Raw genomic sequence first — 21,433 nt, 5'->3', positions numbered from 1 at the left:
CCATTGTAGAAAGGTCTGACCTAGAATTGTGGGATGGATCAAAAAGATCAACGACCTCGGAAGTTGGTATGGCCCTTGCAGGCTATGCCATTGGCCAGAGCTATGAGCCTAAGCTATGCGCTCTTGATTCTCTATGTCAGCCTGAATCCCTTTGATTTTGATTTCCACAATGGAATATCCGCTGGCGCCTGGTTAAATGCCCCCCTGCCGCGTTTTATTACTTTATTTGATGTGGCGGTCAATATTCTTGCTTATATCCCTTTGGGATTTTTGGTGATGTTCGCCGCCTATCCACGATGGCGTAACTTTGTGGCGCTGGGCGTTGCTCTTGGTTTGAGCGCTGCATTAGCCCTAGGTGTAGAAACGTTGCAATCTTGGTTGCCTACACGCATACCCAGTCAGATGGATTGGTGGGCTAATGTCTTAGGCGGTCTCTTGGGAGGTTTATTGGCTATTCCCTTGGGCCCACAATGGCTTTCTGGTAGTGCTATTCGTCGGCGCTTTGACCAATGGTTTGGTTTAAATTGGGCGGCTTGTGCCCTGTTCTTGTTATTTCCGTGGTCGCAAATTTATCCGCAAAGCTCTTGGTTGGGGACTGGTGTTTGGGGACATGCCATATTCGCATCAGTAGACTGGGGTACCTTAGTGATTAATCACGTCATTCAAGAGGCGGTGATTACATCGCTCTGTTGGCTAGGTGTTGCTTTATTGTTATCGCTAGGTATGCGTGCCAAAGCTCCTCAGTGGCGCATCCTCAATGGGCTTTTAGGTTTGACAGTCACTATCAAGATCCTGTTTACAGCACTTCAGTTTGGGGCGGAATTGAGTTTGAATTGGCTAACTGCAGGGGCTATTTGGGGAATGGTACTGGGTAGCATCTTATTGAGATGGACCTTAAGGCTAGAGCCTGAGCAGAAATTTTGGTTGGCCTTGATTTGTTTAGTTGGCACCACAATAGCGGTTAACGTTTTACCCGATAATCCCTATTTCATTCTGACGCTAAGACATTGGTATCAGGGGCGTTTATTGCACTTTAATGAGCTCATGCAGTGGGTTTCAGTAGTATGGTTACCTCTGGCACTGATTTGGATGCTTCGTAGCGCTAAGGAATTTAAATCAAAACATTGATGAATATAATTTTTCTATGAGCTTTTCACACCACCTATTCTTTTGTTTAAACCAACGCAGTAATGGTGAAGCATGCTGCGATCAGCACAATGCCTTTGCATTATTTGATTACGCTAAGAAAAGGGTAAAAGAGCTCGGTCTTGCAGGACCAGGAAAGATTCGCGTCAATAAAGCTGGGTGTTTAGATCGATGTGCTGATGGCCCTGTGATGGTTGTCTATCCAGAGGGTGTTTGGTATACCTTCGTTGATGTTGATGATATTGAAGAGATTATCCAATCCCATTTGATTGCAGGCCGTCCAGTGGAGCGTTTGCAGTTGACTTAGAGATTTCAAATGATTGAAAGTGTTTTATGAATAGCCGTACAAAAGTAATTCATATTGAAGGTATTGTTGGATCAATGGAGATGTCTATTGATCTTCCTGATGAATTAAAGAATGACCCTAACTTTGCCATTCGCGGCTTAGCGCTCGTTGCTCATCCACACCCTTTGATGGGCGGAACAATGGATAACAAGGTCGCCCAAACAATGGCGCGTGCATTTAATCAATTGGGTTATGTCAGTGTGCGCCCAAACTTTCGCGGTGTAGGCGGCACTGAAGGCGTTCATGATGATGGTGTTGGTGAATTAGATGATCTACTCCACGTGACTGATTGGATGCGCACACCTTCTAGTTGGGGTGCATTTGAGGCAACCGCAAATCAATCTTGGGTGGTCAATGCTAATACTTTGCCGTTGGTTATATCTGGTTTTTCATTCGGAAGTTTTGTGGGTAGTCATTTAGTGCAAAGGCTTTCAGACCTGGGGCGCCCAGCAGAACGCCTTGTCATGGTGGGTAGTGCTGCTGGCAAATGGACGCTGGCTCAAGTTCCTACCGATACGATTTTGATTCACGGTGAATTGGATGAAACCATTCCCTTGATTGATGTCTTGGATTGGGCGCGTCCCCAAGAATTAACGGTGCAAGTAGTTCCTGGTGCGGATCATTTTTTTCATCGCCGTTTACATTGCATTCGCAATATCATTACCGGTGCTTGGCTAGGTATGCCAGATCATCGCAAATAATTACAAATCGAACTAGATATAGAGAGTCAAGCATGGCTGAAGAAAAGTCTTTAATTGAGTACCCCTCAATGTTTCCAATCAAGGTGATGGGTAAAACAAACCCTGAATATCTCCCTGCGATCATTCATATTGCTAAGCAATTTGATCCTACATTTGATGAGAGCAAAGTAGAACAACGTCCATCTAAGGACGGAAATTACCTTGGCATTACTTTGCCAATTACTGCGACTAGTCGTGAACAGTTGGATGAGCTTTATAGAACTTTATCTACCCATCCATTGGTTAGCGTGGTTCTCTAATTAATTAATGTTAGCTTTAGTCAAACAGCTTGGATTGGCGGATTACGCAGCGACGTATGAAGCGATGCAAGCATTTACTAAAGCGCGCACCAGTGAAACGCCTGATGAGATTTGGGTCTTAGAGCACCCCCCGGTTTTTACTTTGGGCCTAGCAGGCGATGCGGGAAATTTACATTCGCCGAGCAATCAAATTCCTTTGGTGCAGGTCGATCGTGGAGGCGAGATTACATATCACGGTCCCGGCCAAATCGTGGTTTACCTTTTGCTGGATCTAAGGCGTCTTGGAATTTTTGTCAAAGAACTGGTCTCTCGAATAGAGCAAGCAGTGATCGATACGCTGACCGATTTCGGTATTCAGGCCGAAAGACATCCAGGCGCCCCAGGAATTTACGTCTCACAGCAGTCAGGAGTGCCTCCAGAATGGATTGGGGCGAAGATTGCTGCCTTGGGTCTTAAAGTCTCTAAAAGCTGCTCCTATCATGGCCTAGCTCTCAATGTCGCAACTGATTTAGAGGCTTTCCAGCGCATCCACCCTTGTGGTTATGAGGGTTTAAAGACGGTTGATATGCAAACCCTTGGGATCAAGGACAATATAGACACTATTAGCCAAAGGCTTTTGCAGCATTTACAAAAGCAACTGATGCCATCATGACAATAAATAAGCCTGACACCAACACACCTCTTGAGGGTCGCCAAGACCTTAATTACGACGCATCACGTAAGCAAAAATCAAGTGAGAAGACTGCGCGCATTCCAATCAAGATTGTTCCGCTAGAACAGGTGCTTAAAAAGCCAGATTGGATCAGAGTTAAAGCTGCTTCCAACAATTCACGCTTTTCTGAAATTAAAAAGATTCTGCGCGAGAACGAATTGGTAACAGTTTGTGAAGAGGCAAGTTGTCCAAATATTGGTGAATGCTTCGGTAAAGGCACGGCAACATTCATGATCATGGGTGACAAATGTACACGTCGCTGCCCATTCTGCGATGTAGGGCACGGCAGACCAGATCCTTTGGATACAAAAGAGCCGGCCAATCTAGCGCGCACTATTGCTGCCCTGAAGTTGAACTATGTTGTTATTACTAGCGTGGATCGTGATGATCTACGAGATGGGGGTGCAATGCATTATGTGGATTGCATTTCTCAATCACGTACTCTTTCGCCCAACACCCGCATCGAAGTATTGGTGCCAGATTTTCGTGGCCGCCTTGATAAGGCTTTAGATATTTTTGCTGATCATGCGCCGAGTGGTTTGCCTGATGTAATGAATCACAACCTAGAGACAGTACCTCGTTTGTATAAACAAGCTAGACCTGGAGCTGACTACTTACATTCATTAAAGCTCCTAAAAGACTTCAAAGAGCGCTTTCCACATGTACCCACTAAAAGTGGTTTGATGGTTGGTCTTGGTGAAACGGATGAAGAAATTTTAGAAGTTATGCGTGATATGCGTGAGCACAATATCGACATGCTCACGATCGGCCAGTATCTTGCTCCTTCAGGCCATCATTTGCCGGTGACGCGTTATGTACATCCCGATGTCTTCAAGATGTTTGAAGAAAAGGCTTATGAAATGGGCTTCTCGCATGCGGCAGTCGGGGCTATGGTGCGCTCAAGCTATCACGCAGATCAACAGGCGCATGGAGCTGGGGTTGTTTAGAAAAGTTTATAAAGCCGTTATTTTTTTAGCGGCTTTAGTTTTTCTGGTTGGGTGTAGCCCCAAATTAGATTGGCGTACAGTCCAGTCGCCACAAGAAAGATATACCGCTTTATTTCCGGGTAAGCCAGATAAACTGGAGCGCAAGATTCCCTATGGGGAACAGGAGCTTTCTCAAACACTCGAAGCCGTAAAAATTGACGACGATATTTATTCGGTCAGCACTATTCAGTTACCAGCCAATCAAGCATCATCATTGAATAAGTTGCTTTCCCAGTTGCAGACTAATTTAATTGAGAGGACAAAGGCGTCTGGCGGCAATGTCATGATTGAAGATGCTTTTTATAAAACCCTAGACCGACAACGTTTATCGACCAAAGATTATTTTCTTGATTTGAAGTCGAATGACAAAACACAGCAGCTCATGCGCGTACGCTGGATTAATCGGGTGGCGCCCAATGGAGACAGTTGGGTCTATCAGATCTCAGTGCTACATGCAAAAGCAAGCTCAGACAATGCAAAAACTTTTTTTGCTAAAGAGGAATATGAAAACTTCTTTAATGATTTTTTGCCCGAGTAAAGCCTGACTAATTTAATTTGAGGTAGCTGCTGGCTATTACTGTTTTTCCAGTGCTGCCACTTTAGCTTCAAGTGCCTCTAGTTTTTCACGTGTTTTAGCAAGTACCTTGCTCTGAAGTTCAAACTCCTCACGTGTGACCAAGTCCATTTTCTGAAATCCCTGGTTCATCATCGCGCGCACATTCTTTTCAATCTCTTGAGCTGGAGAATTGCGGATTGCATCACCAACCTTGTTTTGCATATCGCTGGCGATACGTTGGATTTGCTCGAGAATTTCACCGGGTTTTTGCATGATGGGGATTCGCAGTTCTATTGAGAGTTGCAGAAAAGATACAGATCTCTATTTTAAGTTGTAGCGCTAAAAATGCCCAAAAGGGGGTCAAAACCCGATAAATGGCCCAAATTCACTCATCAGGTGCAATAGTAAGCACCAAAAAAGTGCATAAGCATTAATTAGGTGAATCTGCAGAAATTCAAAAAAGGGCCGACCTTCATGATCACTCCATGCAATAAGCATTTTTCCCTTTTCATGATCACTTAGGAGTTTTAAATGAAAACAATTCAAAAGACAGCCATCGCTCTAGCAGCCTCTGGTTTATTTGCAACCGCAGCATTTGCGCAAACTGCTCCTGCGGCGGAGGCTCCAGAAGTGAGCCCGGTTACAGCAAACGTGTCGATCACTAATGACTATCGCTACCGTGGTATTTCTCAAACAAACTATCAACCAGCAATTCAGGGCGGTTTTGATTATGCCCATGAGAGCGGTTTCTATATCGGCAACTGGAACAGCACGATTAACTGGGTGGCTAATACTACAAATAACGGAGTTAAAGCGCCGATTGAAATGGACTTCTACGGTGGTTTTAAGAAGGAGTTGATTGCTGAAGGTTTTGCTTCTGACTTTGGTGTATTGCAGTACTACTATCCACAAACTGGCGGCAACTATAACGCCATGATGTTGAATCCAAATACAACAGAACTGTATGCTGCTCAAAACTTTACCTTTGGCCCGGTTACTGGTTTTGTTAAGGTGAACTATTCATTAACAAACATCTTTGGTATCCCAAATAGTACAGGTTCTGTGTATCCAGACCTCACAGCAAACTATGACACTGGCATTTGGGGTATTAGCTTGAATGGGCACATTGGCTATCAATACGTTGCTGGTCAGCCTGTTACAAGTGGTCCATTGTTGCAAGGCCAAAACAATCTTAGCTATACAGACTTTAAGGTTGGCGCAACTAAAGACTTTGGGGGAGGCTTATCTCTTTCAGCTGCTTATGTAAGCACCAATGCAAATCCAGTTTGGTGGAACACATGGTCAAGCACAACAACTGGAGTTATGACTAGCTCTGCAGGTCGTCCAGGTGCTGTAGTTTCTCTCACAAAAGTATTTTAATTATTTCCTCTGAACGGAGAAACGTATGAAATTAATTACCGCAATCATCAAGCCATTCAAGCTTGACGAAGTGCGCGAAGCTCTCTCAGAAGTTGGAGTTTCGGGCATTACCGTCACTGAGGTTAAAGGCTTTGGTCGTCAAAAAGGTCACACTGAGTTGTATCGCGGTGCTGAGTATGTTGTCGACTTTTTGCCTAAAGTAAAAATTGAAGCTGCTGTTGAAGATGGCATCTTGGAGCGCGCGATTGAAGCAATTGAAAAATCTGCGCGTACTGGCAAGATTGGTGACGGCAAGATTTTTGTCTCGCCAGTTGAGCACGTCATTCGTATTCGTACCGGTGAAACCGGCGCGTCAGCACTTTAAAGAGAGGTTCAAAATGTTAACTTGGATGAAACGACTCGTTGCTAGTGGTGCTATGGCCTTGGCTATTGGCGCTACTGGTGTGATGGTTACTTCGCCAGCGCATGCTGATGAAGTTAAAAAGCCAGCTGTAACAGCTCCTGCTGCAACGCCTGCTGCTGCAGAGCCTGCTCCAGTCCTTTGCTCTGAAAAGTGCAATAAAGCAGATACAGCTTGGTTGCTAGTGTGTACCGCATTAGTAATTTTGATGACTCTGCCTGGTTTGGCTTTGTTCTACGGCGGTTTAACACGTAGCAAAAACATTCTGTCTGTACTCGTACAGTGTATGTTTATCTTTTCATTAGTAACGGTCTTATGGTCTCTTTATGGCTATAGCTTTGCGTTTAGCGAAGGCGGGGCATTTATTGGTGGATTAGATCGTTTGTTCTTGCAAGGCATGAATCCTGATTCAGTAGCGGCTACCTTTAGTAAGGGTGTTGTTATTCCTGAGTTTGTATTTATGGCTTTCCAGGCTGCATTCGCAACAATTACTTGCTGCTTGATCGTTGGTGCATTTGCTGAGCGTGCGAAGTTCTCCGCGATCATTTTGTTTGTGATTCTTTGGTTTACTTTCAGCTATTTACCAATCGCTCACATGGTCTGGTTCTGGCCTGGTCCAGATGACATCAAAGATGCTGCATCACTCGAAGCAATTACAGCGCGTGCTGGCTGGTTGTGGCAGAAGGGTGTTCTCGACTTTGCTGGCGGTACTGTTGTTCACATCAATGCTGCGATCGCAGGCTTGGTTGGTTCATACGTGGTTGGCAAGCGTTTGGGTTACGGCAAAGAAGCAATGAAGCCACACAACTTGGTATTCGTCATGATTGGCGCATCACTTTTGTGGTTTGGTTGGTTTGGCTTCAATGCTGGTTCAGCTCTCGAAGCAAATGGCAGTGCGGTATTAGCTTTCGTAAATACATTGTTGGCAACTGCCGCTGCAGTATTGGGTTGGTCATTTGCTGAGTGGATTACAAAAGGCAAGCCTTCCATGTTGGGCGCTGCATCTGGTTGCGTAGCTGGTTTAGTTGCTGTTACTCCTGCTGCTGGCTTTGTTGGTCCAATGGGTGCTCTCGCCATCGGTGCTGCTGCTGGTGTAGTTTGTTTGTGGGGTGTTTCTGGTCTCAAGAGAATATTGGGTTCAGACGACAGCTTGGACGTATTCGGTGTGCATGGCGTTGGCGGTATCTTGGGCGCTTTGTTAACCGGCGTATTTGCTGATCCAGCACTCGGCGGAACAGGTATCTGGGACTATGTAGCAAATGCTGTTGCCCCTGATTACTCTATCGCTAGCCAGCTTTGGATCCAAAGCCAAGGCGTGATTGTGACTTTAATTTGGTCAGGCGTAGTTTCATATATTGCCTTCAAATTAGTCGATATCGTGATTGGTTTACGCGTTAAGGAAGATCAAGAGCGCGAAGGCTTGGATATCAGCTCACACGGTGAGTCTGCTTACGAGTCTTAATTAGTAGATTACCCCTCACTGGGCGGCCTTGGTTGGCTGCCTAGTTTTAAGCGCGGGATCCTCGGATCCCGCGTCTTTCTTTTAATAATCTTACAATGGTGGAATGGTTCCACATCTCATTACTGCACTCAGCGGCCCTTTGCTCGAATTAGAGTCAAAGGTTCTAGAAGCGACCCCAACCATTGAGCGTTGGTTCAGGCTGGAATGGCAAGAACATACTCCGCCGTTTTACTGTTCGGTGGATTTGCGTAATTCTGGCTTTAAGCTGGCTCCGGTAGATACCAATCTTTTTCCAGGTGGGTTTAATAACCTATCTCCGCAGATGTTGCCTTTAGCTGTGCAAGCTGCAATGGCCGCAATCGAGAAGATTTGTCCAGAAGCCAAAAACTTATTGCTAATTCCTGAGCGTCACACTCGCAATACTTTCTATTTGCAAAATATTGCTCGCTTGTCTTCCATTTTGCGTCAAGCTGGATTGAACGTTCGCCTCGGTACTTTCTCAGAAGAAATTAAGAAGCCCACTTGGATTGAGTTGCCTGATGGGAATCGTTTATTAATGGAGCCCCTGTCGCGCTTGGGACTCAAGAAGCAGCGCTTAGGCTTAAAAGATTTTGATCCTTGCTCCATTTTGCTGAACAACGATTTATCTGCAGGTATTCCTCCGATTCTGGAAAATATTTACGAACAATATCTATTGCCAGGCCTGCATGCGGGCTGGCACGTTCGTCGGAAATCCAATCACTTTGCCGCTTATGAAGAGGTCGCAAAGAAATTTGCCAAAGTGGTTGACATTGATCCGTGGATGATCAACCCCTATTTTTCAAGTTGCTCGAATATTAATTTTCATGAGCGCAAAGGTGAAGATGAGCTGCAGACTGCAGTTGAGCAGGTATTGAAAAAGACTGCGAAGAAATACCGCGAATATGGCATTAAAGAAAAGCCTTATGTCGTAGTGAAAGCAGATGCTGGGACTTATGGCATGGGCATCATGGTGGTGAATGATCCTGCGCAGTTAAAGGGTTTGAACCGCAAAGACCGCAATAAGATGAGTGTGGTTAAGGAAGGCCTTGAAGTCAGTGATGTATTGATTCAAGAGGGTGTTTATACCTTCGAAAAAGTAAATGAAGCCGTTGCTGAGCCAGTTGTTTATATGATCGATCGTTACGTCATTGGCGGCTTCTATCGAGTGCATACTGATCGTGGCCCAGATGAAAATCTCAATGCTCCTGGCATGCACTTTGTACCGTTGGCATTTGAGCAAAATTCCATGCCTGATTTAGGTGCTAAGCCAGGTAGTGCAGCGCCTAATCGCTTCTATCTATATGGCGTGGTTGCCCGTTTGGCTCTTCTTGCTGCATCATTGGAATTAGAGCGCACTGATCCAGATGCTGAAGCTGCATAAATGAAACGCTAATCTCTCAATAGCAAAAATGGACCTTCTTTTTATTGCAGACCCTCTTGAATCTTTCAAGATTCAAAAAGATTCCACGCTTGCAATGATGCGCGTTGCGCAAGAGGCAGGGCATCAATTGTGGTTTTGTCAAAGCAGAAATGTTTTGTGGAGAGATGACTTGGTTGTGGCTGATTGCCAATCTTTGACAATCAAACCTAGTTCTACTAATTGGTATGAGTTAGGCGACATTGAATCTCGAGCACTTAAATCTTTTTCAGCAGTGCTCATGCGTACAGATCCACCATTTGATATTGAATACCTCAATACAACTTGGTTGCTGTCAGCAGCAGTTCGTCAAGGTGCAAAAGTATTTAATGAGCCAAGTGCGGTTCGTGATCACTCAGAGAAACTTTCTATCACTGAGTTTCCAGAGCTTATTCCACCTAGTTTGGTTACGCGTGAATTGGATGCTGTAGAACGTTTTCATCAAATTCATCGGGATATCGTAATCAAACCCTTAGATGGTATGGGTGGTATGGGCGTATTTAGGGTAGGCGCTGATGGGCTTAATCTCGCCAGTATCGTGGAAACGCTTGGTGAAAATGGCGCGAGAACGCTGATGGTTCAACGCTTTCTTCCGGAGATTGCCCAGGGCGATAAGCGGGTTTTATTAATTGGTGGTGAGGTGGTGCCTTTTGCATTGGCCCGTATTCCTCAAGGTAGTGAAATCCGCGGAAATTTAGCGGCTGGTGGCAAAGGCGTTGCAATGCCTTTAACTGAGACTGAAATAAAGGTTGCTGAAAAATTGGCGCCAATACTCAATCAGCGTGGATTATTCTTAGTTGGATTGGATTTAATTGGCGGCTACCTCACTGAAATTAATGTGACTAGTCCGACTTGTTTTGTTGAAATTACCGACCAGAGTAATTTTGATGTTCCAAAATTTTGGTTGGCAACACTAGAGAAAGCATTGGCATAAATATGGCTGGAATTGTCATCGTTGCTCACACACCTGTTGCGAGCGCAATGTTGGGATTTGCAGAGCATACCTTTGGTGTAGTACCTGAAAGAGTGCGTGCGGTAGATATTCCTCCGCACGAGGACACCAAGGTTAGCTTTGATCGCGTGCTGAAGGCAGCTTATGGTGTCAATACCGGCAATGGCGTACTCATCCTGACAGACGTCATGGGAGCCACCCCTGCCAATGTTGCATCTAAGTTAGAGGCTTTGGGTCCCTTATCAGGATTAAATGCCCCAGTGATTGTGTTGGCGGGACTTAACCTTCCGATGTTGATGCGCTGCATCTCTCATCGCGGCGAGAGTCTAGAAGAGCTTGCACAAAAGGCATTAGTTGGCGGGCAGCATGGAATCTTGCGCCTGGGTTCAAAAGTAAACCAAGATTAAAAAGGGCTCATCGCACAATGCCTATTGCAGAAATCGAAATCATTAATAAATTGGGTTTACATGCTCGCGCTTCCGCGAAGCTATCTCAGTTGGCTGCGCAATTTCCTTGTGAAATATTCTTGTCACGTAATGGGCGTCAAATTAATGCTAAGAGCATCATGGGTGTCATGATGTTGGCAGCAGGTATTGGCAGCACTGTGACTCTTGAGACTGTTGGCGAAAAGGAAGATGAGGCAATGCAGGCCCTGACAGCATTAATTAATGATCGTTTTGGTGAAGGTGAGTAATTAGCATGACATTTGCTTTGCACGGAATTCCAGTATCGAAAGGCATTGCCATTGGCAAGGCCGTACTGATTTCGCGCGCAGCATTAGAAGTTAGCCATCATTTGGTTGAGGCTGGCAAAGAAGAGGCTGAGGCCCAAAAATTATTAGATGCATTTGATCAAGTGCGTCTAGAGCTGGAGCAATTACGTCAGGGTTTGCCAAAGGATGCGCCACAAGAGATGGCAGCATTTTTAGATGTACACGGCATGATCTTGGCTGATCCTGCTTTAGCTGAGAAGCCAATTAAGTTAATTCGTACTCAAAGATTGAATGCGGCTTGGGCTTTAACAACCGAGCTCAATGATCTTTTGGAGCAATTTGCAGATATTGAGGATGCGTATTTAAAAGAGCGCGCTAACGATATACGGCAGGTTGCTGAGCGAGTTATTAAAGCGTTAAATGCGCAGAAAAAAGACTCTTTGAATGACTCTGATTTCTTGCCTGGCAGTGAAATCGGTGTGGAGTCCATTATTGTTGCTCACGATATTGCCCCGCACGATATGTTGCGCTTTAAAGAGCATGCTTTTACAGGGTTTGTGACAGATCTTGGTGGAAAGACCTCACATACCGCTATTGTGGCTCGTAGCATGGAGATTCCTGCGGTAGTAGGAGTTCGCCACGCGAGTGAAATGATCCGTCATGGCGACTGGCTGGTATTAGATGGCGAGCGTGGCGTTGTTGTAGTTGCTCCTGATGAGCAACTCTTGTCTGAATATCGCAAGCTACAAACTCAAGTTTTAAAAGAGGCTCGTAAGCTTCAGCAGTTAAAGCATGCAAAAACTGAAACAGCTGATCGTGTTGAAATTGAGTTATTTGCCAATATCGAATTACCAGAAGATGCTATTCAGGCTGTGAAGTTGGGTGCTGTAGGTGTTGGTCTATTTCGCTCTGAATTCTTATTCATGGATCGCAAGCAAGCTTTACCTGATGAAGAGCAACAGTACCAAGAATATCGCCGTGTAGTGGATTTGATGCATGGCTTGCCCGTCAATATCAGAACGATTGACGTTGGCGCTGATAAAGCTTTAGGTGGCGGTGGCGATATTTCTCAAACTGGCACATCACCACTGGGTTTGCGGGCGATTCGCTGGTCCCTCACTGAGCCTGAAATATTCTTGACGCAGCTGAGAGCGATCTTGCGCGCATCAGCGCATGGTCAAGCTCGCATCATGATTCCGATGTTGGCACATGCTAAAGAAATCGATGAAACATTTAGATTGATTGAAAAAGCAAAGCAACAATTGCATCAACGTGGCAAAGCATTCAATCCCAATATTCAAGTTGGTGCCATGATTGAAATTCCGGCTGCCGCATTAGTATTGCCGTTGTTTATTAATCGCTTTGATTTTCTATCTATTGGCACTAACGATTTAATCCAGTACACCTTAGCAATCGATCGGGCAGATCACGCGGTTGCACATTTATATGATCCGCTGCATCCAGCGATATTGAATTTATTGGCAAACATCATTGAACAAGCTAAGCGCGCTAATGTGCCTGTGGCGGTTTGTGGCGAGATGGCTGGTGATCCTGCGTTAACAAGGTTATTGCTGGCGCTGGGCCTGACCGATTTTTCAATGCACTTTAGTCAGCTGCTATTGGTGAAGCGCGAGATTTTGCAAGCTAATGTAGGTTTACTAAAAGCCCGCATAGGTAGGGTCTTAAGAGCTTATGAGCCCGAAGAGCAAGCCAAGGCTTTAGAACGATTGCTGTCCTAAAGGTTTAGTGTGCCGTGCCACATACCGAACATTCGGCATTGCGGCTAATGCGGATTTCATCAATCTGGGTGGTGCGTCCATTCCAAAGCAACATACGCCCCATCAAGGTTTCACCGAAACCAATCAAAACTTGTAAAGCTTGAGCTGCTTGCATAGCACCAATAATTCCGACTAGTGGCGAAAAGATGCCCATGCTAGAGCAGCTGACTTCTTCAAATTGCTCATCTGGAGAAAATATGCAGGCATAGCAAGGTGAGCTTGGGTTGCGAGGATCAAAGACGCTCACTTGACCGTCAAATTTAAGCGCTGACCCTGAAACCAATGGAGTTTGGTTTTTAACGCAGGCAGCATTAATGAGGTGTCTTGTTGAAAAATTATCTGTGCAATCTAATACTACATCCACACTCGGCAATAACTCATCCAGGAGGGAATTAGTCGCTTTAGCTTGAATAGCTTCAATTTGAATGGTGGAATTTAGGCGCTCTAGAAACCCTTTTCCAGAGGCAACTTTACTTTTGCCAATACTACTTTCGACATGCATGATTTGGCGCTGCAAATTCGTTAGCTCTACTGCATCATGATCCATTAGGGTGATGTGACCTACTCCTGCAGCCGCTAAGTAAGGTGCAGCAGCGCTACCTAGGCCGCCTGCGCCAATGACCAATACATGCGAGCCCAGCAGTTTTTCTTGGCCAGCAACATCAATTTCCTCTAGCAGTAAATGCCTTGAGTAGCGAAGTAACTGCTCATCATTCATGCGCGTAAAAATTATTCGAGTTTGGATGATGAGCGTTTTACAGGCTGGCCATTAATAAAGGCCACTGCTTGAGAAAGCATGAAGTCATCTGCGCTACCAAGTTCAGTGGGCTTCTTATTTTTGTCTTTCTCTTTTTCCTCAGGAGTTTTCTTGGCATTTTTTTCTTCAATGCGTTGTAGCTCTTCGAGGCGACGTTGCTCACGATCTTTAATCAGTTTGTCTTCAGCAGATTGCTTATTACGCAGGTGCTTCTCGCTATCAATCTCACGGGTGATCAATACATCATCTGGATCGCCATCCTTATTTTGATCTACTGGAATATCTGGTTTAACGCCAAAAGCCTGAATCGACTTACCGCTCGGGGTGTAGTAGTAAGCGGTAGTAATTTTGAGTGCTGAATCATTCGTTAGGGGGCGAACAGTCTGTACTGAGCCCTTACCAAAAGTAGTTTTTCCAATGATGGTTGCACGTTTGTAGTCTTGGAGTGCACCAGCCACAATCTCAGAGGCAGAAGCGGAATAGGCATTTACCAAAACTACCATTGGAAGCTTTTTAAATATCGCCGGTACTCCTGCTAGAGGGTCGCCTGGTTCATTGAGGCGGTACATAGCTGGCGTGGCATTAAATACTTGCTTCGAATCAGGGGACTGGCCTTTAGTAGACACAATAATGGCATCGGCGGGTAAGAATGCAGCTGCGACTCCTACGGCGCCTTGTAATAGGCCGCCACCATTGTTACGAAGGTCAAGAATGATGCCCTTGAGTTTTGGATCTTGGTTGGCGATATCGGTTAATTTCTTAGCAAGATCAGGAACGGTGCGCTCTTGAAAGCTCGTGATACGTACCCAAGCAATATCGTTGTCGAGAATTTTGGTTTTGACAGATTGAACTTTAATTTCTGCGCGAGTGATGGTTACTGGAAAGCTACGTTCTTCACTCTTACGAAACACTGTCAATGTAATTTTGGTTCCTGGTGTACCGCGCATAGTACGGACTGCTTTGTCGAGAGACATACCTCGCACTGGTTTGTCATCGAGACGTGTAATTAAATCTCCCGCTTGGAGACCTGCGCGTGCAGCAGGACTATCTTCAATGGGATTTAATACTTTTACTACTCCATCTTCGGAGGTAATTTCAATTCCAAGACCAGCAAACTTTCCGGTAGTTTGCTCCTGCATTTCTGAAAAATCTTTTTTGTCTAAGAAGGTGGAGTGTGGATCAAGACTACTCACCATTCCCTTGACTGCATCTGTCAATAATTGCTTATCTTCAATCGGTTCGACATACTCACGCTTGATCTGCGCAAAGACGTTAGAAAGTGTACGCAGCTCATCCAGCGGGAGCTGAGAGCCTTGCTGGGCGGTCGCAGAAAGCTGGATCGTAGCTGCTACACCAGCAATAAGACCAACGGCGATCAGTGCAAAATTCTTTAGAAATTGGCGCATAGCTCTTTGCTTTAATCCAAATAAAAGTGTTGAATAGGTTTGAGGTCATCATCTAATTCGTAAACTAGTGGCACACCATTAGGAACATTGACTTCCATAATGGCTTCATCAGACATTTGATCTAAATATTTAATTAGTGAGCGAATACTATTACCGTGTGCTACTAAGAGAACACGCTTGCCTGCTTTCAGTGCGGGCGCAATAGATTCATTCCACAATGGCAATACACGATCAACGTTGTCTTTCAGGCACTCACCTAATGGAATATCAGAAGGATTTAGTTTTGAATAACGAGGGTCGTTTTTGGGGTTGCGCTCATCCTCATGTTCGAGCAATGGTGGACGTACATCATATGAACGTCGCCAAATATGAACTTGTTCATCGCCATATTTTGTTGCAGTTTCTGCTTTATTGAGCCCGGTGAGCGCTCCATAGTGACGCTCATTGAGACGCCAGCTATGCACAACGGGCAGCCACATCAAATCCATGGTGTCTTGTACGTTCCAGAGAGTGCGAATCGCACGCCTTAAAACCGAGGTGTAGGCGATATCAAATTCGTAACCTGCTTTTTTGAGGTTTGCACCTGCCGCTAGGGCCTGTTCTGCACCTTTTGGGGTTAAGTCAACGTCCGCCCAGCCAGTGAAGCGGTTTTCAAGGTTCCAGGCGGATTCGCCATGACGAATAAGGACAAGTTGTTTCATAGAGCCATTCTATAATCCGGTGATGAACTTTCTCACGCAAATTGATAATTTAGCGCTTATTGCCCTTCTGTTGGTTTCGGGCGCAGCGCTTTTCCTACCTACATTATCTACGCTTATTGGCGGAAAAGGCTTGTCGCCTACTGAGGCAACGATTTGGATTAACCGTCGCAAAGCTTATGTGCTCGATTTGCGCACTGCAGAGCTCTTTAAGGCCGGACATCTGCCTGGTGCCAAATTTGTTAATGAATCTGGTTTGACTGCTGCCATTGAAAAGCTTAAGTTAGACCGTAAGCTTCCAGTTGTCTTGGTTTGTGAAACTGGCGCCCATTCCCGCAAGCACCTTGCTGAAGCTCGAAAACTGGGTTTTGTTGAAGTAGGCGTATTGGATGGCGGTGTTCAGGCTTGGAAAGAAGCAGCTCTTCCTCTAGTGAAGTAAGGAGAAATTAATGCCTCCAGTAACAATGTATAGCACTCAGGTTTGCCCATATTGCGTCATGGCAGAAAAGCTATTGATCAAAAAAGGTGTTGCCAACTTAGAAAAGATCTTGATTGATCGTGACCCATCCCAGCGTGAGGCCATGATGGCTCGCACTGGACGCCGCACAGTTCCCCAAATTTATATTGGTGATACACATGTAGGTGGCTATGACGACTTGGTTGCCTTAGATAGAGCAGGCAAGCTCGATCCACTTTTAGTTTAATAAATTCAATACAACAGAAAGTTAGCAATGACTGAACAATCTTCCGCACCTCAAGAAGGTATTGATAGCTCAAAAGAGCCGTCATTTCGTATTCAACGCATTTATTTGAAAGATTTGTCTCTTGAGCAGCCAAATTCGCCACAAATTTTATTAGTTCAAGCCGAGCCTCAAGTAGAGGTCATGGTCGACATTTCAGTTATTCCTGTCAGTAGCGAGATTTTTGAAGTCTCCCTGAGCTCAACTGTCACTGCAAAAGTTGAGGGAAAGGTGTTGTTCTTAGTTGAGGCAAAGCAAGCTGGTATTTTTGAGTTCAATAATATTCCCGTTGAGCAAGTTGATCCAATGCTAGGCATTACATGCCCAACCATTTTGTATCCTTATTTGCGCTCCAACATTGCCGATGCTATTAGTCGTGCAGGTTTCCAGCCGATACATTTGAATGAGATTAATTTCCATGGCATGTATGAGCATCGCTTGATGCAGGCTCAACAAGCAGCATCAGAAAAGAAGGATGATGCTGATGAGAGCAAAATCATTCTTCCTCACTAGTCTTATTCAGTAAGCACTCAGATCATGAAAGTAACGCTTCTTGGTGCTGGTGCATGGGGGACGGCGATGGCTGCGCAAGCCACCCGCCACCTCCAAGAGGGAGATGTATGTTTATGGTCTCGCAGCAAAGACCAATTACAAGATATTCAAAAGAGCGGTGAGAACCGTGACTATCTTTCAGGCGTTCAATTGCCCAAAGGGCTAACGTTTGAGTGTGATTTTTCTGCTGCGATTCAAAGGCTTTCTAGTGATGACCTTTTAGTCATTGCTACGCCAATGTCAGGTCTTTCTGAAACAATGGCTCAAGTGTTGAAGGTTGCTGAGCATCCACTCAATATTATTTGGTTATGTAAAGGCCTAGAGCCCAATACTGCTTTATTGCCCCATCAGGTTGTCGAACGTGAAAGCAAGCTTCACTCACATGGCTTAACGCATTCGTATGGTGCCTTGTCTGGCCCAAGTTTTGCTCGTGAAGTTGGTGCAGGCATGCCTTGCGCGCTAACCGTTGCAAGCAAAAACACCAAGCTTTGTGAGATAGTCCAAGCCGCTTTCCATCACGGAAATATGCGCGTTTACTCAAGCGATGATTTAGTGGGTGTTGAGTTGGGTGGCGCCGTTAAGAATGTTCTTGCCATAGCAGCTGGCATTGGTGACGGCCTAGATTTAGGTTTGAATGCTCGTGCTGCAGTGCTAACACGAGGTCTGGCAGAAATGATGCGTTTAGTAAAAGCTGCTGGTGGTAAATCTGAAACTTGTATGGGCCTTACTGGTGTTGGAGATTTAATCTTGACCGCCACGGGTGACTTATCTCGCAATCGCCGTGTTGGTCTCGAGTTAGCAGCTGGCAAATCATTGCCAGAAATACTAGCTAGTCTTGGTCACGTTGCTGAGGGTGTTCTATGCGCCCAAGCTGTTGGAGATCTTGCTAAGCGTCTGGGTGTGGAAATGCCCATTACAGCCATGATGGGCGAAGTATTATCTGGAAAGCTGATGCCGCATGAGGCCGTTAAAAAACTGATGGGACGCGATCCAAAAATCGAATCGTAAGCTTTACTAGCTAAGCTGTTTTATTGACCGCCAGTAAGCCCATTTTGGCGCCATGCTTCATAAACCACTATTGCTACAGTATTTGATAAGTTCAAGCTACGGCTGCTATCTTGCATTGCTAAGCGCATGCGATTACTTGCAGGAATGGAATCTCTCACTTCATCAGTAATGCCTTTGGTTTCTGAGCCAAATACAAAGTAATCATTAAGGGAATATTTGCCTTCATGAAACTTTCCTGATCCTTTGGTAGTCAACGCAAAGAGATGCTCAGGATCTGGCTTCTCATCTTTTAAAAACTGCGCCCAATTTTGATGAACTTTTACACTTGCGAACTCGTGATAGTCCAAACCAGCCCTGCGTAGCTTTGCATCTTCCATCGGGAACCCAAGAGGCTCTATTAAATGCAACTTTGCACCGGTATTTGCACAGAGGCGAATGATGTTGCCAGTATTGGGGGGAATTTCTGGTTCGAATAAAACAATATTAAACATGTCGCACTCTTGAGATTGGCCGTGCAGCTCTGAGAAGTACCCAGTTGATAACACGAGATACGCCATTGTCCTTCAGAATGCGGGCAATTTCATTAAGAGTTGCCCCGCTAGTCATAACATCATCAAAAACAATGACCGTTTTATTTTGTAGTTGCTCAATGTGCTTTGGCTGAACATAAAACATACCTCTAGTTGATAGGTATCGGTTTTCAAGATTGCTACCAGCTTGATGTTCTGAATAATGATGACGCCAAAGCATGTAAGGTGATTTTTGAATGTGCCTACCGCAATGAATTCGTTTGGCAATTTCCCAGCTTTGGTTAAAACCACGTTGCGCTAACTTTTGAGTGCTGAGTGGTACGGGCAGCAAATAACTTGCATCAATATCTTTAAGTTGCCATGAGAGAAGTTTGTTCCACATGTCGCTAAGTGCGTACCCAAAAGCAATCCGCTTTTGATATTTAAATTTATGCAATGGCACTTGAAGAATCCCTGTGTACCGATCTAAGCAGTAGGTTTCATCAAAGTAGGGGTTGGATAACTGGCATGACGCACAACATTGCAAGGCCATTTCCTCAGGTCGGAGTGCGAGACCGCATTGGTCGCAACTTTGATAATTAAATATCCCCTCATTTCTCACAATATCCAGGCAGCAGTTGCAAATGGAGTATTCCTGGAATTTTTGACAAACAATGCATCCAGTTGGCAAAAGTTGTTCAAAAATTGTTTGGAAAATGTTCTCTGGAAATTGCATGGGGCGCTGAGTATACTGAGCCAATGACCCAGCCCATCAGATGGTTACAAGACGAAATTGCAGATCGCATGCTGCAAAAGTTGGACATCGTTAAGCTCGATGTAAAAGATATTTTGATAGTTCCAGACTTCGCCGGAAAACATCTGCATACGTTTGCAAGGCGGTATCCAAAGGCGCGCATTTGGAGTCTTTCGGACAAAAGTGTTTCTGCGTTTCAACTGTGGCGTGCTAAAGCTATCAGTAATTGGCGATCCATATTCAGGAGTCGTACTGCTTCATTGGCAAGCTACTTATCATCTGGAAGATTTGATATTCCAGACAATTCTGTTGATTTAGTTTTTAGCGATCTTCTGTTGCAGGATCTGGAAGACCCAAAGCACTTTCTACAAGAGTGTTGGCGCGTTCTGCGCGAGGGCGGTTTAATCGCATTTAGTTATTTGGGACCTGATACTGGAAAAGAATTGCGTTCGCCAACCCCTCCCGAGTTAAGACTTAAAAATCTGTTGAGCCCCTGGGATATGCACGACATGGGGGATGCCCTGCTAGCAGAGAGATTTTCTGATCCGGTAATGGATATGGAGTACTTGACCCTGGACTATGAGAGCGAGAGTCTTTTGTTGGTCGATATTGCTGCTCTAAACCTCATTGATCCCACCCCTTTTAAGGCCCCAGAAACGCAAGTTTTGCCGCAAAAACTCACCCTAGAGGTGGTTTATGGGCATGCTTGGGCTATTGGAAAGCATCTTGCGAAGGCTAAAGACAGTGTGGCCTATATTGATCTAAATCAAATTGGACGCAAGACTAGGCCAGATTCTGCTTAAGTGTAAGTACTTACTATCATTTAAACCTTGGTCAAGATTGGATCAGGCTGGGTTATCCCGGTTTGTTGTTGCGCCTAATTAACCCTATAATCACGGCAGGATGTATTGGCTTGAGACCGTTTTTTGGGCAATTCGCGGCATTTTTGTTGCTTTGCTCACGACAATAAACAGAGAATAAGATGAATTTATTTGGAAAAGTCACTAGGGCTTCGCTCTATTTCGCAGTAGCTTTTGGCGCTGCTTTTGCTCATGCAGCAGAGAACATGCCTGGTGGCCCAGCTGTCAATCAGCTAAATTTCGCGCCTGCTGCAACCAAAATCATGCAAGAGATCCATTGGTTGCATTGGATGATGTTGGTCATTTGCGCCTTAATTTTTGTGGGTGTTTTTGGAGTGATGTTCTATTCCATTTTGAAGCACCGTAAATCATTGGGTCATAAATCAGCCTCTTTCCACGAGAGCACGACTGTCGAGATTATTTGGACAGTGATTCCATTGCTCATCGTTATCGGTATGGCTTTGCCTGCAACAAAAACTGTTGTAGCAATGAAAGACACTACTAACTCTGATATCACTATTAAGACCACTGGATACCAGTGGAAGTGGGGTTACGACTACATCAAAGGTGAAGGTGAAGGTATTAGCTTCTTATCCACTTTGTCTACTTCACGCGAAGCAATTAATAACTTGGCACCAAAATCAAATACTTACTTGATGGAAGTAGATAATGAAATGGTTGTGCCAGTTGGTAAAAAGATCCGTTTGATTACCACTGCTAATGACGTTATCCATGCTTGGACTATTCCAGCTTTTGGTGTCAAGCAAGATGCGATCCCTGGCTTCGTGCGTGACACCTGGTTTAGAGCTGAGACTATTGGTACATTCCGCGGTCAGTGCTCTGAGCTTTGTGGTGCTGAGCACGCTTTTATGCCTATCGTTGTGCGTGTAGTTTCACAAGATGATTACACCAAGTGGGTAGCTGAGAAGAAAAAAGAAATGGGTGCCGCTGGCGATGATCCATCTAAGGTTTACACCTTGGATGAACAAAAAGAGCGTGGCGCAAAAGTCTATGCAGCAAACTGTGCTGCTTGTCATCAACCTAACGGCAAAGGCGCGGGTGCTTTCCCTGCGTTGGATGGTAGCAAGATGGTATTGGGGCCTAAAGCTGCTCAATACAACATCTTGATTAACGGTAAGGGCGCAATGCCGAAATGGGCTGGCGTGATTTCTGATGGCGATATCGCTGCAGTAATGACTTACACACGTAACGCATGGGGCAATAAGACGGGTGAAGTGATTCAGACCCAAGACATTATTACTGCACGCGGCAATTAATTCA

27 protein-coding genes are annotated in these 21,433 nt (G+C 45.0%); 21 read left to right on the top strand and 6 right to left on the bottom strand.

Annotated elements, in window-relative coordinates; all coding sequences use genetic code 11:
• The first annotated feature begins 33 nt into the window (after positions 1-33).
• Genes ICN23_RS03745 through ICN23_RS03715 form a run of 7 tightly spaced genes read left to right on the top strand, consistent with a single transcriptional unit; the run spans position 34 to position 4,728 of the window.
• Positions 34-1,128, top strand: coding sequence for a VanZ family protein (locus tag ICN23_RS03745; RefSeq protein WP_216230972.1), 1,095 nt, complete (start codon positions 34-36; stop codon positions 1,126-1,128).
• A gap of 16 nt (positions 1,129-1,144) precedes the next feature.
• A complete protein-coding gene (locus ICN23_RS03740; protein WP_216230971.1) occupies positions 1,145-1,453 on the top strand; it encodes a ferredoxin in 309 nt (102 codons plus the stop codon).
• Positions 1,454-1,479: 26 nt separating this feature from the next.
• Positions 1,480-2,193: an alpha/beta hydrolase gene (locus tag ICN23_RS03735; RefSeq protein WP_216230970.1), complete on the top strand. Its 714-nt coding sequence runs from the start codon at positions 1,480-1,482 to the stop codon at positions 2,191-2,193.
• A gap of 32 nt (positions 2,194-2,225) precedes the next feature.
• Complete coding sequence (locus ICN23_RS03730) at positions 2,226-2,492, top strand: DUF493 family protein (protein ID WP_216230969.1); 267 nt, start codon at positions 2,226-2,228, stop codon at positions 2,490-2,492.
• Between the two features lie 7 nt (positions 2,493-2,499).
• On the top strand, positions 2,500-3,144 hold the full coding sequence (lipB, locus tag ICN23_RS03725) for a lipoyl(octanoyl) transferase LipB (protein ID WP_216230968.1): 645 nt from the start codon (positions 2,500-2,502) through the stop codon (positions 3,142-3,144).
• Positions 3,141-4,151: a lipoyl synthase gene (gene lipA, locus ICN23_RS03720; RefSeq protein ID WP_216230967.1), complete on the top strand. Its 1,011-nt coding sequence runs from the start codon at positions 3,141-3,143 to the stop codon at positions 4,149-4,151. The genes lipB and lipA overlap by 4 nt, the downstream gene beginning before the upstream one ends.
• Positions 4,060-4,728 carry a hypothetical protein gene (locus tag ICN23_RS03715; protein ID WP_255532689.1) on the top strand — a complete coding sequence of 223 codons (669 nt, stop codon included), beginning with the start codon at positions 4,060-4,062 and terminating at the stop codon, positions 4,726-4,728. Before lipA ends, ICN23_RS03715 begins: the two co-directional genes overlap by 92 nt.
• A gap of 36 nt (positions 4,729-4,764) precedes the next feature.
• Here the strand turns inward: ICN23_RS03715 and ICN23_RS03710 are convergent, their stop codons facing one another.
• Positions 4,765-5,019 (bottom strand): accessory factor UbiK family protein, encoded by a 255-nt coding sequence (locus ICN23_RS03710; RefSeq protein ID WP_068320637.1) that lies wholly within the window; start codon positions 5,017-5,019, stop codon positions 4,765-4,767.
• 258 nt (positions 5,020-5,277) lie between these two features.
• Here ICN23_RS03710 and ICN23_RS03705 point away from each other — a divergent pair, with 258 nt between their 5' ends.
• From ICN23_RS03705 to ptsP, 8 genes are all read left to right on the top strand, one after another.
• A complete protein-coding gene (locus ICN23_RS03705) occupies positions 5,278-6,126 on the top strand; it encodes a TorF family putative porin (protein ID WP_216230966.1) in 849 nt (282 codons plus the stop codon).
• Positions 6,127-6,151: 25 nt separating this feature from the next.
• Positions 6,152-6,490 (top strand): P-II family nitrogen regulator, encoded by a 339-nt coding sequence (locus ICN23_RS03700; RefSeq protein WP_011903792.1) that lies wholly within the window; start codon positions 6,152-6,154, stop codon positions 6,488-6,490.
• A gap of 13 nt (positions 6,491-6,503) precedes the next feature.
• Complete coding sequence (locus ICN23_RS03695; RefSeq protein WP_216230965.1) at positions 6,504-7,988, top strand: ammonium transporter; 1,485 nt, start codon at positions 6,504-6,506, stop codon at positions 7,986-7,988.
• Positions 7,989-8,091: 103 nt separating this feature from the next.
• Complete coding sequence (gene gshA / locus ICN23_RS03690) at positions 8,092-9,390, top strand: glutamate--cysteine ligase (protein ID WP_068319708.1); 1,299 nt, start codon at positions 8,092-8,094, stop codon at positions 9,388-9,390.
• Positions 9,391-9,418: 28 nt separating this feature from the next.
• The gene (gene gshB / locus ICN23_RS03685) at positions 9,419-10,360 is read left to right on the top strand and encodes a glutathione synthase (RefSeq protein WP_216230964.1); all 942 of its coding nucleotides are present in this window, start codon (positions 9,419-9,421) and stop codon (positions 10,358-10,360) included.
• A gap of 2 nt (positions 10,361-10,362) precedes the next feature.
• Positions 10,363-10,785 carry a PTS sugar transporter subunit IIA gene (locus tag ICN23_RS03680; protein ID WP_216230963.1) on the top strand — a complete coding sequence of 141 codons (423 nt, stop codon included), beginning with the start codon at positions 10,363-10,365 and terminating at the stop codon, positions 10,783-10,785.
• Positions 10,786-10,802: 17 nt separating this feature from the next.
• Positions 10,803-11,072, top strand: a complete 270-nt coding sequence (locus ICN23_RS03675; protein WP_216230962.1) for an HPr family phosphocarrier protein — start codon at positions 10,803-10,805, stop codon at positions 11,070-11,072.
• A 5-nt stretch (positions 11,073-11,077) separates the two neighbouring features.
• Positions 11,078-12,829, top strand: a complete 1,752-nt coding sequence (gene ptsP / locus ICN23_RS03670; RefSeq protein ID WP_216230961.1) for a phosphoenolpyruvate--protein phosphotransferase — start codon at positions 11,078-11,080, stop codon at positions 12,827-12,829.
• Between the two features lie 4 nt (positions 12,830-12,833).
• Here the strand turns inward: ptsP and ICN23_RS03665 are convergent, their stop codons facing one another.
• Genes ICN23_RS03665 through gpmA form a run of 3 tightly spaced genes read right to left on the bottom strand, consistent with a single transcriptional unit; the run spans position 12,834 to position 15,732 of the window.
• The gene (locus ICN23_RS03665) at positions 12,834-13,586 is read right to left on the bottom strand and encodes a HesA/MoeB/ThiF family protein (protein ID WP_216230960.1); all 753 of its coding nucleotides are present in this window, start codon (positions 13,584-13,586) and stop codon (positions 12,834-12,836) included.
• A gap of 11 nt (positions 13,587-13,597) precedes the next feature.
• The gene (locus ICN23_RS03660) at positions 13,598-15,031 is read right to left on the bottom strand and encodes a S41 family peptidase (RefSeq protein ID WP_216230959.1); all 1,434 of its coding nucleotides are present in this window, start codon (positions 15,029-15,031) and stop codon (positions 13,598-13,600) included.
• Positions 15,032-15,042: 11 nt separating this feature from the next.
• Positions 15,043-15,732 (bottom strand): 2,3-diphosphoglycerate-dependent phosphoglycerate mutase, encoded by a 690-nt coding sequence (gene gpmA / locus ICN23_RS03655; protein ID WP_216230958.1) that lies wholly within the window; start codon positions 15,730-15,732, stop codon positions 15,043-15,045.
• Between the two features lie 22 nt (positions 15,733-15,754).
• Between gpmA and ICN23_RS03650 the strand changes: the two genes are divergently transcribed.
• The 4 genes from ICN23_RS03650 to ICN23_RS03635 are packed head-to-tail and all read left to right on the top strand — an operon-like array spanning position 15,755 to position 18,029.
• Positions 15,755-16,168 carry a rhodanese-like domain-containing protein gene (locus ICN23_RS03650; protein WP_216230957.1) on the top strand — a complete coding sequence of 138 codons (414 nt, stop codon included), beginning with the start codon at positions 15,755-15,757 and terminating at the stop codon, positions 16,166-16,168.
• 10 nt (positions 16,169-16,178) lie between these two features.
• The gene (grxC, locus tag ICN23_RS03645; RefSeq protein WP_216230956.1) at positions 16,179-16,433 is read left to right on the top strand and encodes a glutaredoxin 3; all 255 of its coding nucleotides are present in this window, start codon (positions 16,179-16,181) and stop codon (positions 16,431-16,433) included.
• Between the two features lie 27 nt (positions 16,434-16,460).
• Positions 16,461-16,982, top strand: a complete 522-nt coding sequence (secB, locus tag ICN23_RS03640) for a protein-export chaperone SecB (RefSeq protein WP_216230955.1) — start codon at positions 16,461-16,463, stop codon at positions 16,980-16,982.
• 24 nt (positions 16,983-17,006) lie between these two features.
• On the top strand, positions 17,007-18,029 hold the full coding sequence (locus ICN23_RS03635; protein ID WP_216230954.1) for an NAD(P)H-dependent glycerol-3-phosphate dehydrogenase: 1,023 nt from the start codon (positions 17,007-17,009) through the stop codon (positions 18,027-18,029).
• 20 nt (positions 18,030-18,049) lie between these two features.
• Here ICN23_RS03635 and trmL read toward each other — a convergent pair whose 3' ends face one another.
• Both trmL and ICN23_RS09995 read right to left on the bottom strand, forming a co-directional pair.
• Positions 18,050-18,520, bottom strand: a complete 471-nt coding sequence (gene trmL, locus ICN23_RS03630; RefSeq protein ID WP_216230953.1) for a tRNA (uridine(34)/cytosine(34)/5-carboxymethylaminomethyluridine(34)-2'-O)-methyltransferase TrmL — start codon at positions 18,518-18,520, stop codon at positions 18,050-18,052.
• Positions 18,513-19,001, bottom strand: a complete 489-nt coding sequence (locus ICN23_RS09995; protein ID WP_370624750.1) for a ComF family protein — start codon at positions 18,999-19,001, stop codon at positions 18,513-18,515. Before ICN23_RS09995 ends, trmL begins: the two co-directional genes overlap by 8 nt.
• A gap of 296 nt (positions 19,002-19,297) precedes the next feature.
• On the opposite strand from ICN23_RS09995, the gene ICN23_RS03620 reads away from it, so the two are divergent.
• Together ICN23_RS03620 and coxB are read left to right on the top strand one after the other, a co-directional pair.
• Positions 19,298-20,095 carry a methyltransferase domain-containing protein gene (locus tag ICN23_RS03620; RefSeq protein ID WP_255532688.1) on the top strand — a complete coding sequence of 266 codons (798 nt, stop codon included), beginning with the start codon at positions 19,298-19,300 and terminating at the stop codon, positions 20,093-20,095.
• A gap of 179 nt (positions 20,096-20,274) precedes the next feature.
• Positions 20,275-21,429 (top strand): cytochrome c oxidase subunit II, encoded by a 1,155-nt coding sequence (gene coxB, locus ICN23_RS03615; protein WP_216230950.1) that lies wholly within the window; start codon positions 20,275-20,277, stop codon positions 21,427-21,429.
• Positions 21,430-21,433: the final 4 nt, after the last annotated feature.

Source organism: Polynucleobacter sp. MWH-Jannik1A5, from assembly GCF_018881795.1.
Classification (GTDB): domain Bacteria; phylum Pseudomonadota; class Gammaproteobacteria; order Burkholderiales; family Burkholderiaceae; genus Polynucleobacter.
Note: the sequence above shows the minus strand (reverse complement) of the source record. Positions and strands in the feature narration are given on the sequence as shown.

Coding starts and splice junctions, on each gene's coding strand:
- ptsP (WP_216230961.1), top strand. CDS start 11,078: ATGACATTTGCTTTGCACGGAATTCCAGTATCGAAAGGCATTGCCATT.
- ICN23_RS03675 (WP_216230962.1), top strand. CDS start 10,803: ATGCCTATTGCAGAAATCGAAATCATTAATAAATTGGGTTTACATGCT.
- ICN23_RS03710 (WP_068320637.1), bottom strand. CDS start 5,019: ATGCAAAAACCCGGTGAAATTCTCGAGCAAATCCAACGTATCGCCAGC.
- ICN23_RS03715 (WP_255532689.1), top strand. CDS start 4,060: ATGAAATGGGCTTCTCGCATGCGGCAGTCGGGGCTATGGTGCGCTCAA.
- ICN23_RS03735 (WP_216230970.1), top strand. CDS start 1,480: ATGAATAGCCGTACAAAAGTAATTCATATTGAAGGTATTGTTGGATCA.
- ICN23_RS03620 (WP_255532688.1), top strand. CDS start 19,298: ATGACCCAGCCCATCAGATGGTTACAAGACGAAATTGCAGATCGCATG.
- ICN23_RS03635 (WP_216230954.1), top strand. CDS start 17,007: ATGAAAGTAACGCTTCTTGGTGCTGGTGCATGGGGGACGGCGATGGCT.
- ICN23_RS03650 (WP_216230957.1), top strand. CDS start 15,755: ATGAACTTTCTCACGCAAATTGATAATTTAGCGCTTATTGCCCTTCTG.
- ICN23_RS03680 (WP_216230963.1), top strand. CDS start 10,363: ATGGCTGGAATTGTCATCGTTGCTCACACACCTGTTGCGAGCGCAATG.
- ICN23_RS03700 (WP_011903792.1), top strand. CDS start 6,152: ATGAAATTAATTACCGCAATCATCAAGCCATTCAAGCTTGACGAAGTG.
- ICN23_RS03660 (WP_216230959.1), bottom strand. CDS start 15,031: ATGCGCCAATTTCTAAAGAATTTTGCACTGATCGCCGTTGGTCTTATT.
- gshA (WP_068319708.1), top strand. CDS start 8,092: ATGGTTCCACATCTCATTACTGCACTCAGCGGCCCTTTGCTCGAATTA.
- secB (WP_216230955.1), top strand. CDS start 16,461: ATGACTGAACAATCTTCCGCACCTCAAGAAGGTATTGATAGCTCAAAA.
- trmL (WP_216230953.1), bottom strand. CDS start 18,520: ATGTTTAATATTGTTTTATTCGAACCAGAAATTCCCCCCAATACTGGC.
- ICN23_RS03695 (WP_216230965.1), top strand. CDS start 6,504: ATGTTAACTTGGATGAAACGACTCGTTGCTAGTGGTGCTATGGCCTTG.
- ICN23_RS03740 (WP_216230971.1), top strand. CDS start 1,145: ATGAGCTTTTCACACCACCTATTCTTTTGTTTAAACCAACGCAGTAAT.
- ICN23_RS03730 (WP_216230969.1), top strand. CDS start 2,226: ATGGCTGAAGAAAAGTCTTTAATTGAGTACCCCTCAATGTTTCCAATC.
- grxC (WP_216230956.1), top strand. CDS start 16,179: ATGCCTCCAGTAACAATGTATAGCACTCAGGTTTGCCCATATTGCGTC.
- lipB (WP_216230968.1), top strand. CDS start 2,500: ATGTTAGCTTTAGTCAAACAGCTTGGATTGGCGGATTACGCAGCGACG.
- ICN23_RS03705 (WP_216230966.1), top strand. CDS start 5,278: ATGAAAACAATTCAAAAGACAGCCATCGCTCTAGCAGCCTCTGGTTTA.
- gshB (WP_216230964.1), top strand. CDS start 9,419: ATGGACCTTCTTTTTATTGCAGACCCTCTTGAATCTTTCAAGATTCAA.
- coxB (WP_216230950.1), top strand. CDS start 20,275: ATGAATTTATTTGGAAAAGTCACTAGGGCTTCGCTCTATTTCGCAGTA.
- ICN23_RS03665 (WP_216230960.1), bottom strand. CDS start 13,586: ATGAATGATGAGCAGTTACTTCGCTACTCAAGGCATTTACTGCTAGAG.
- lipA (WP_216230967.1), top strand. CDS start 3,141: ATGACAATAAATAAGCCTGACACCAACACACCTCTTGAGGGTCGCCAA.
- gpmA (WP_216230958.1), bottom strand. CDS start 15,732: ATGAAACAACTTGTCCTTATTCGTCATGGCGAATCCGCCTGGAACCTT.
- ICN23_RS03745 (WP_216230972.1), top strand. CDS start 34: ATGGATCAAAAAGATCAACGACCTCGGAAGTTGGTATGGCCCTTGCAG.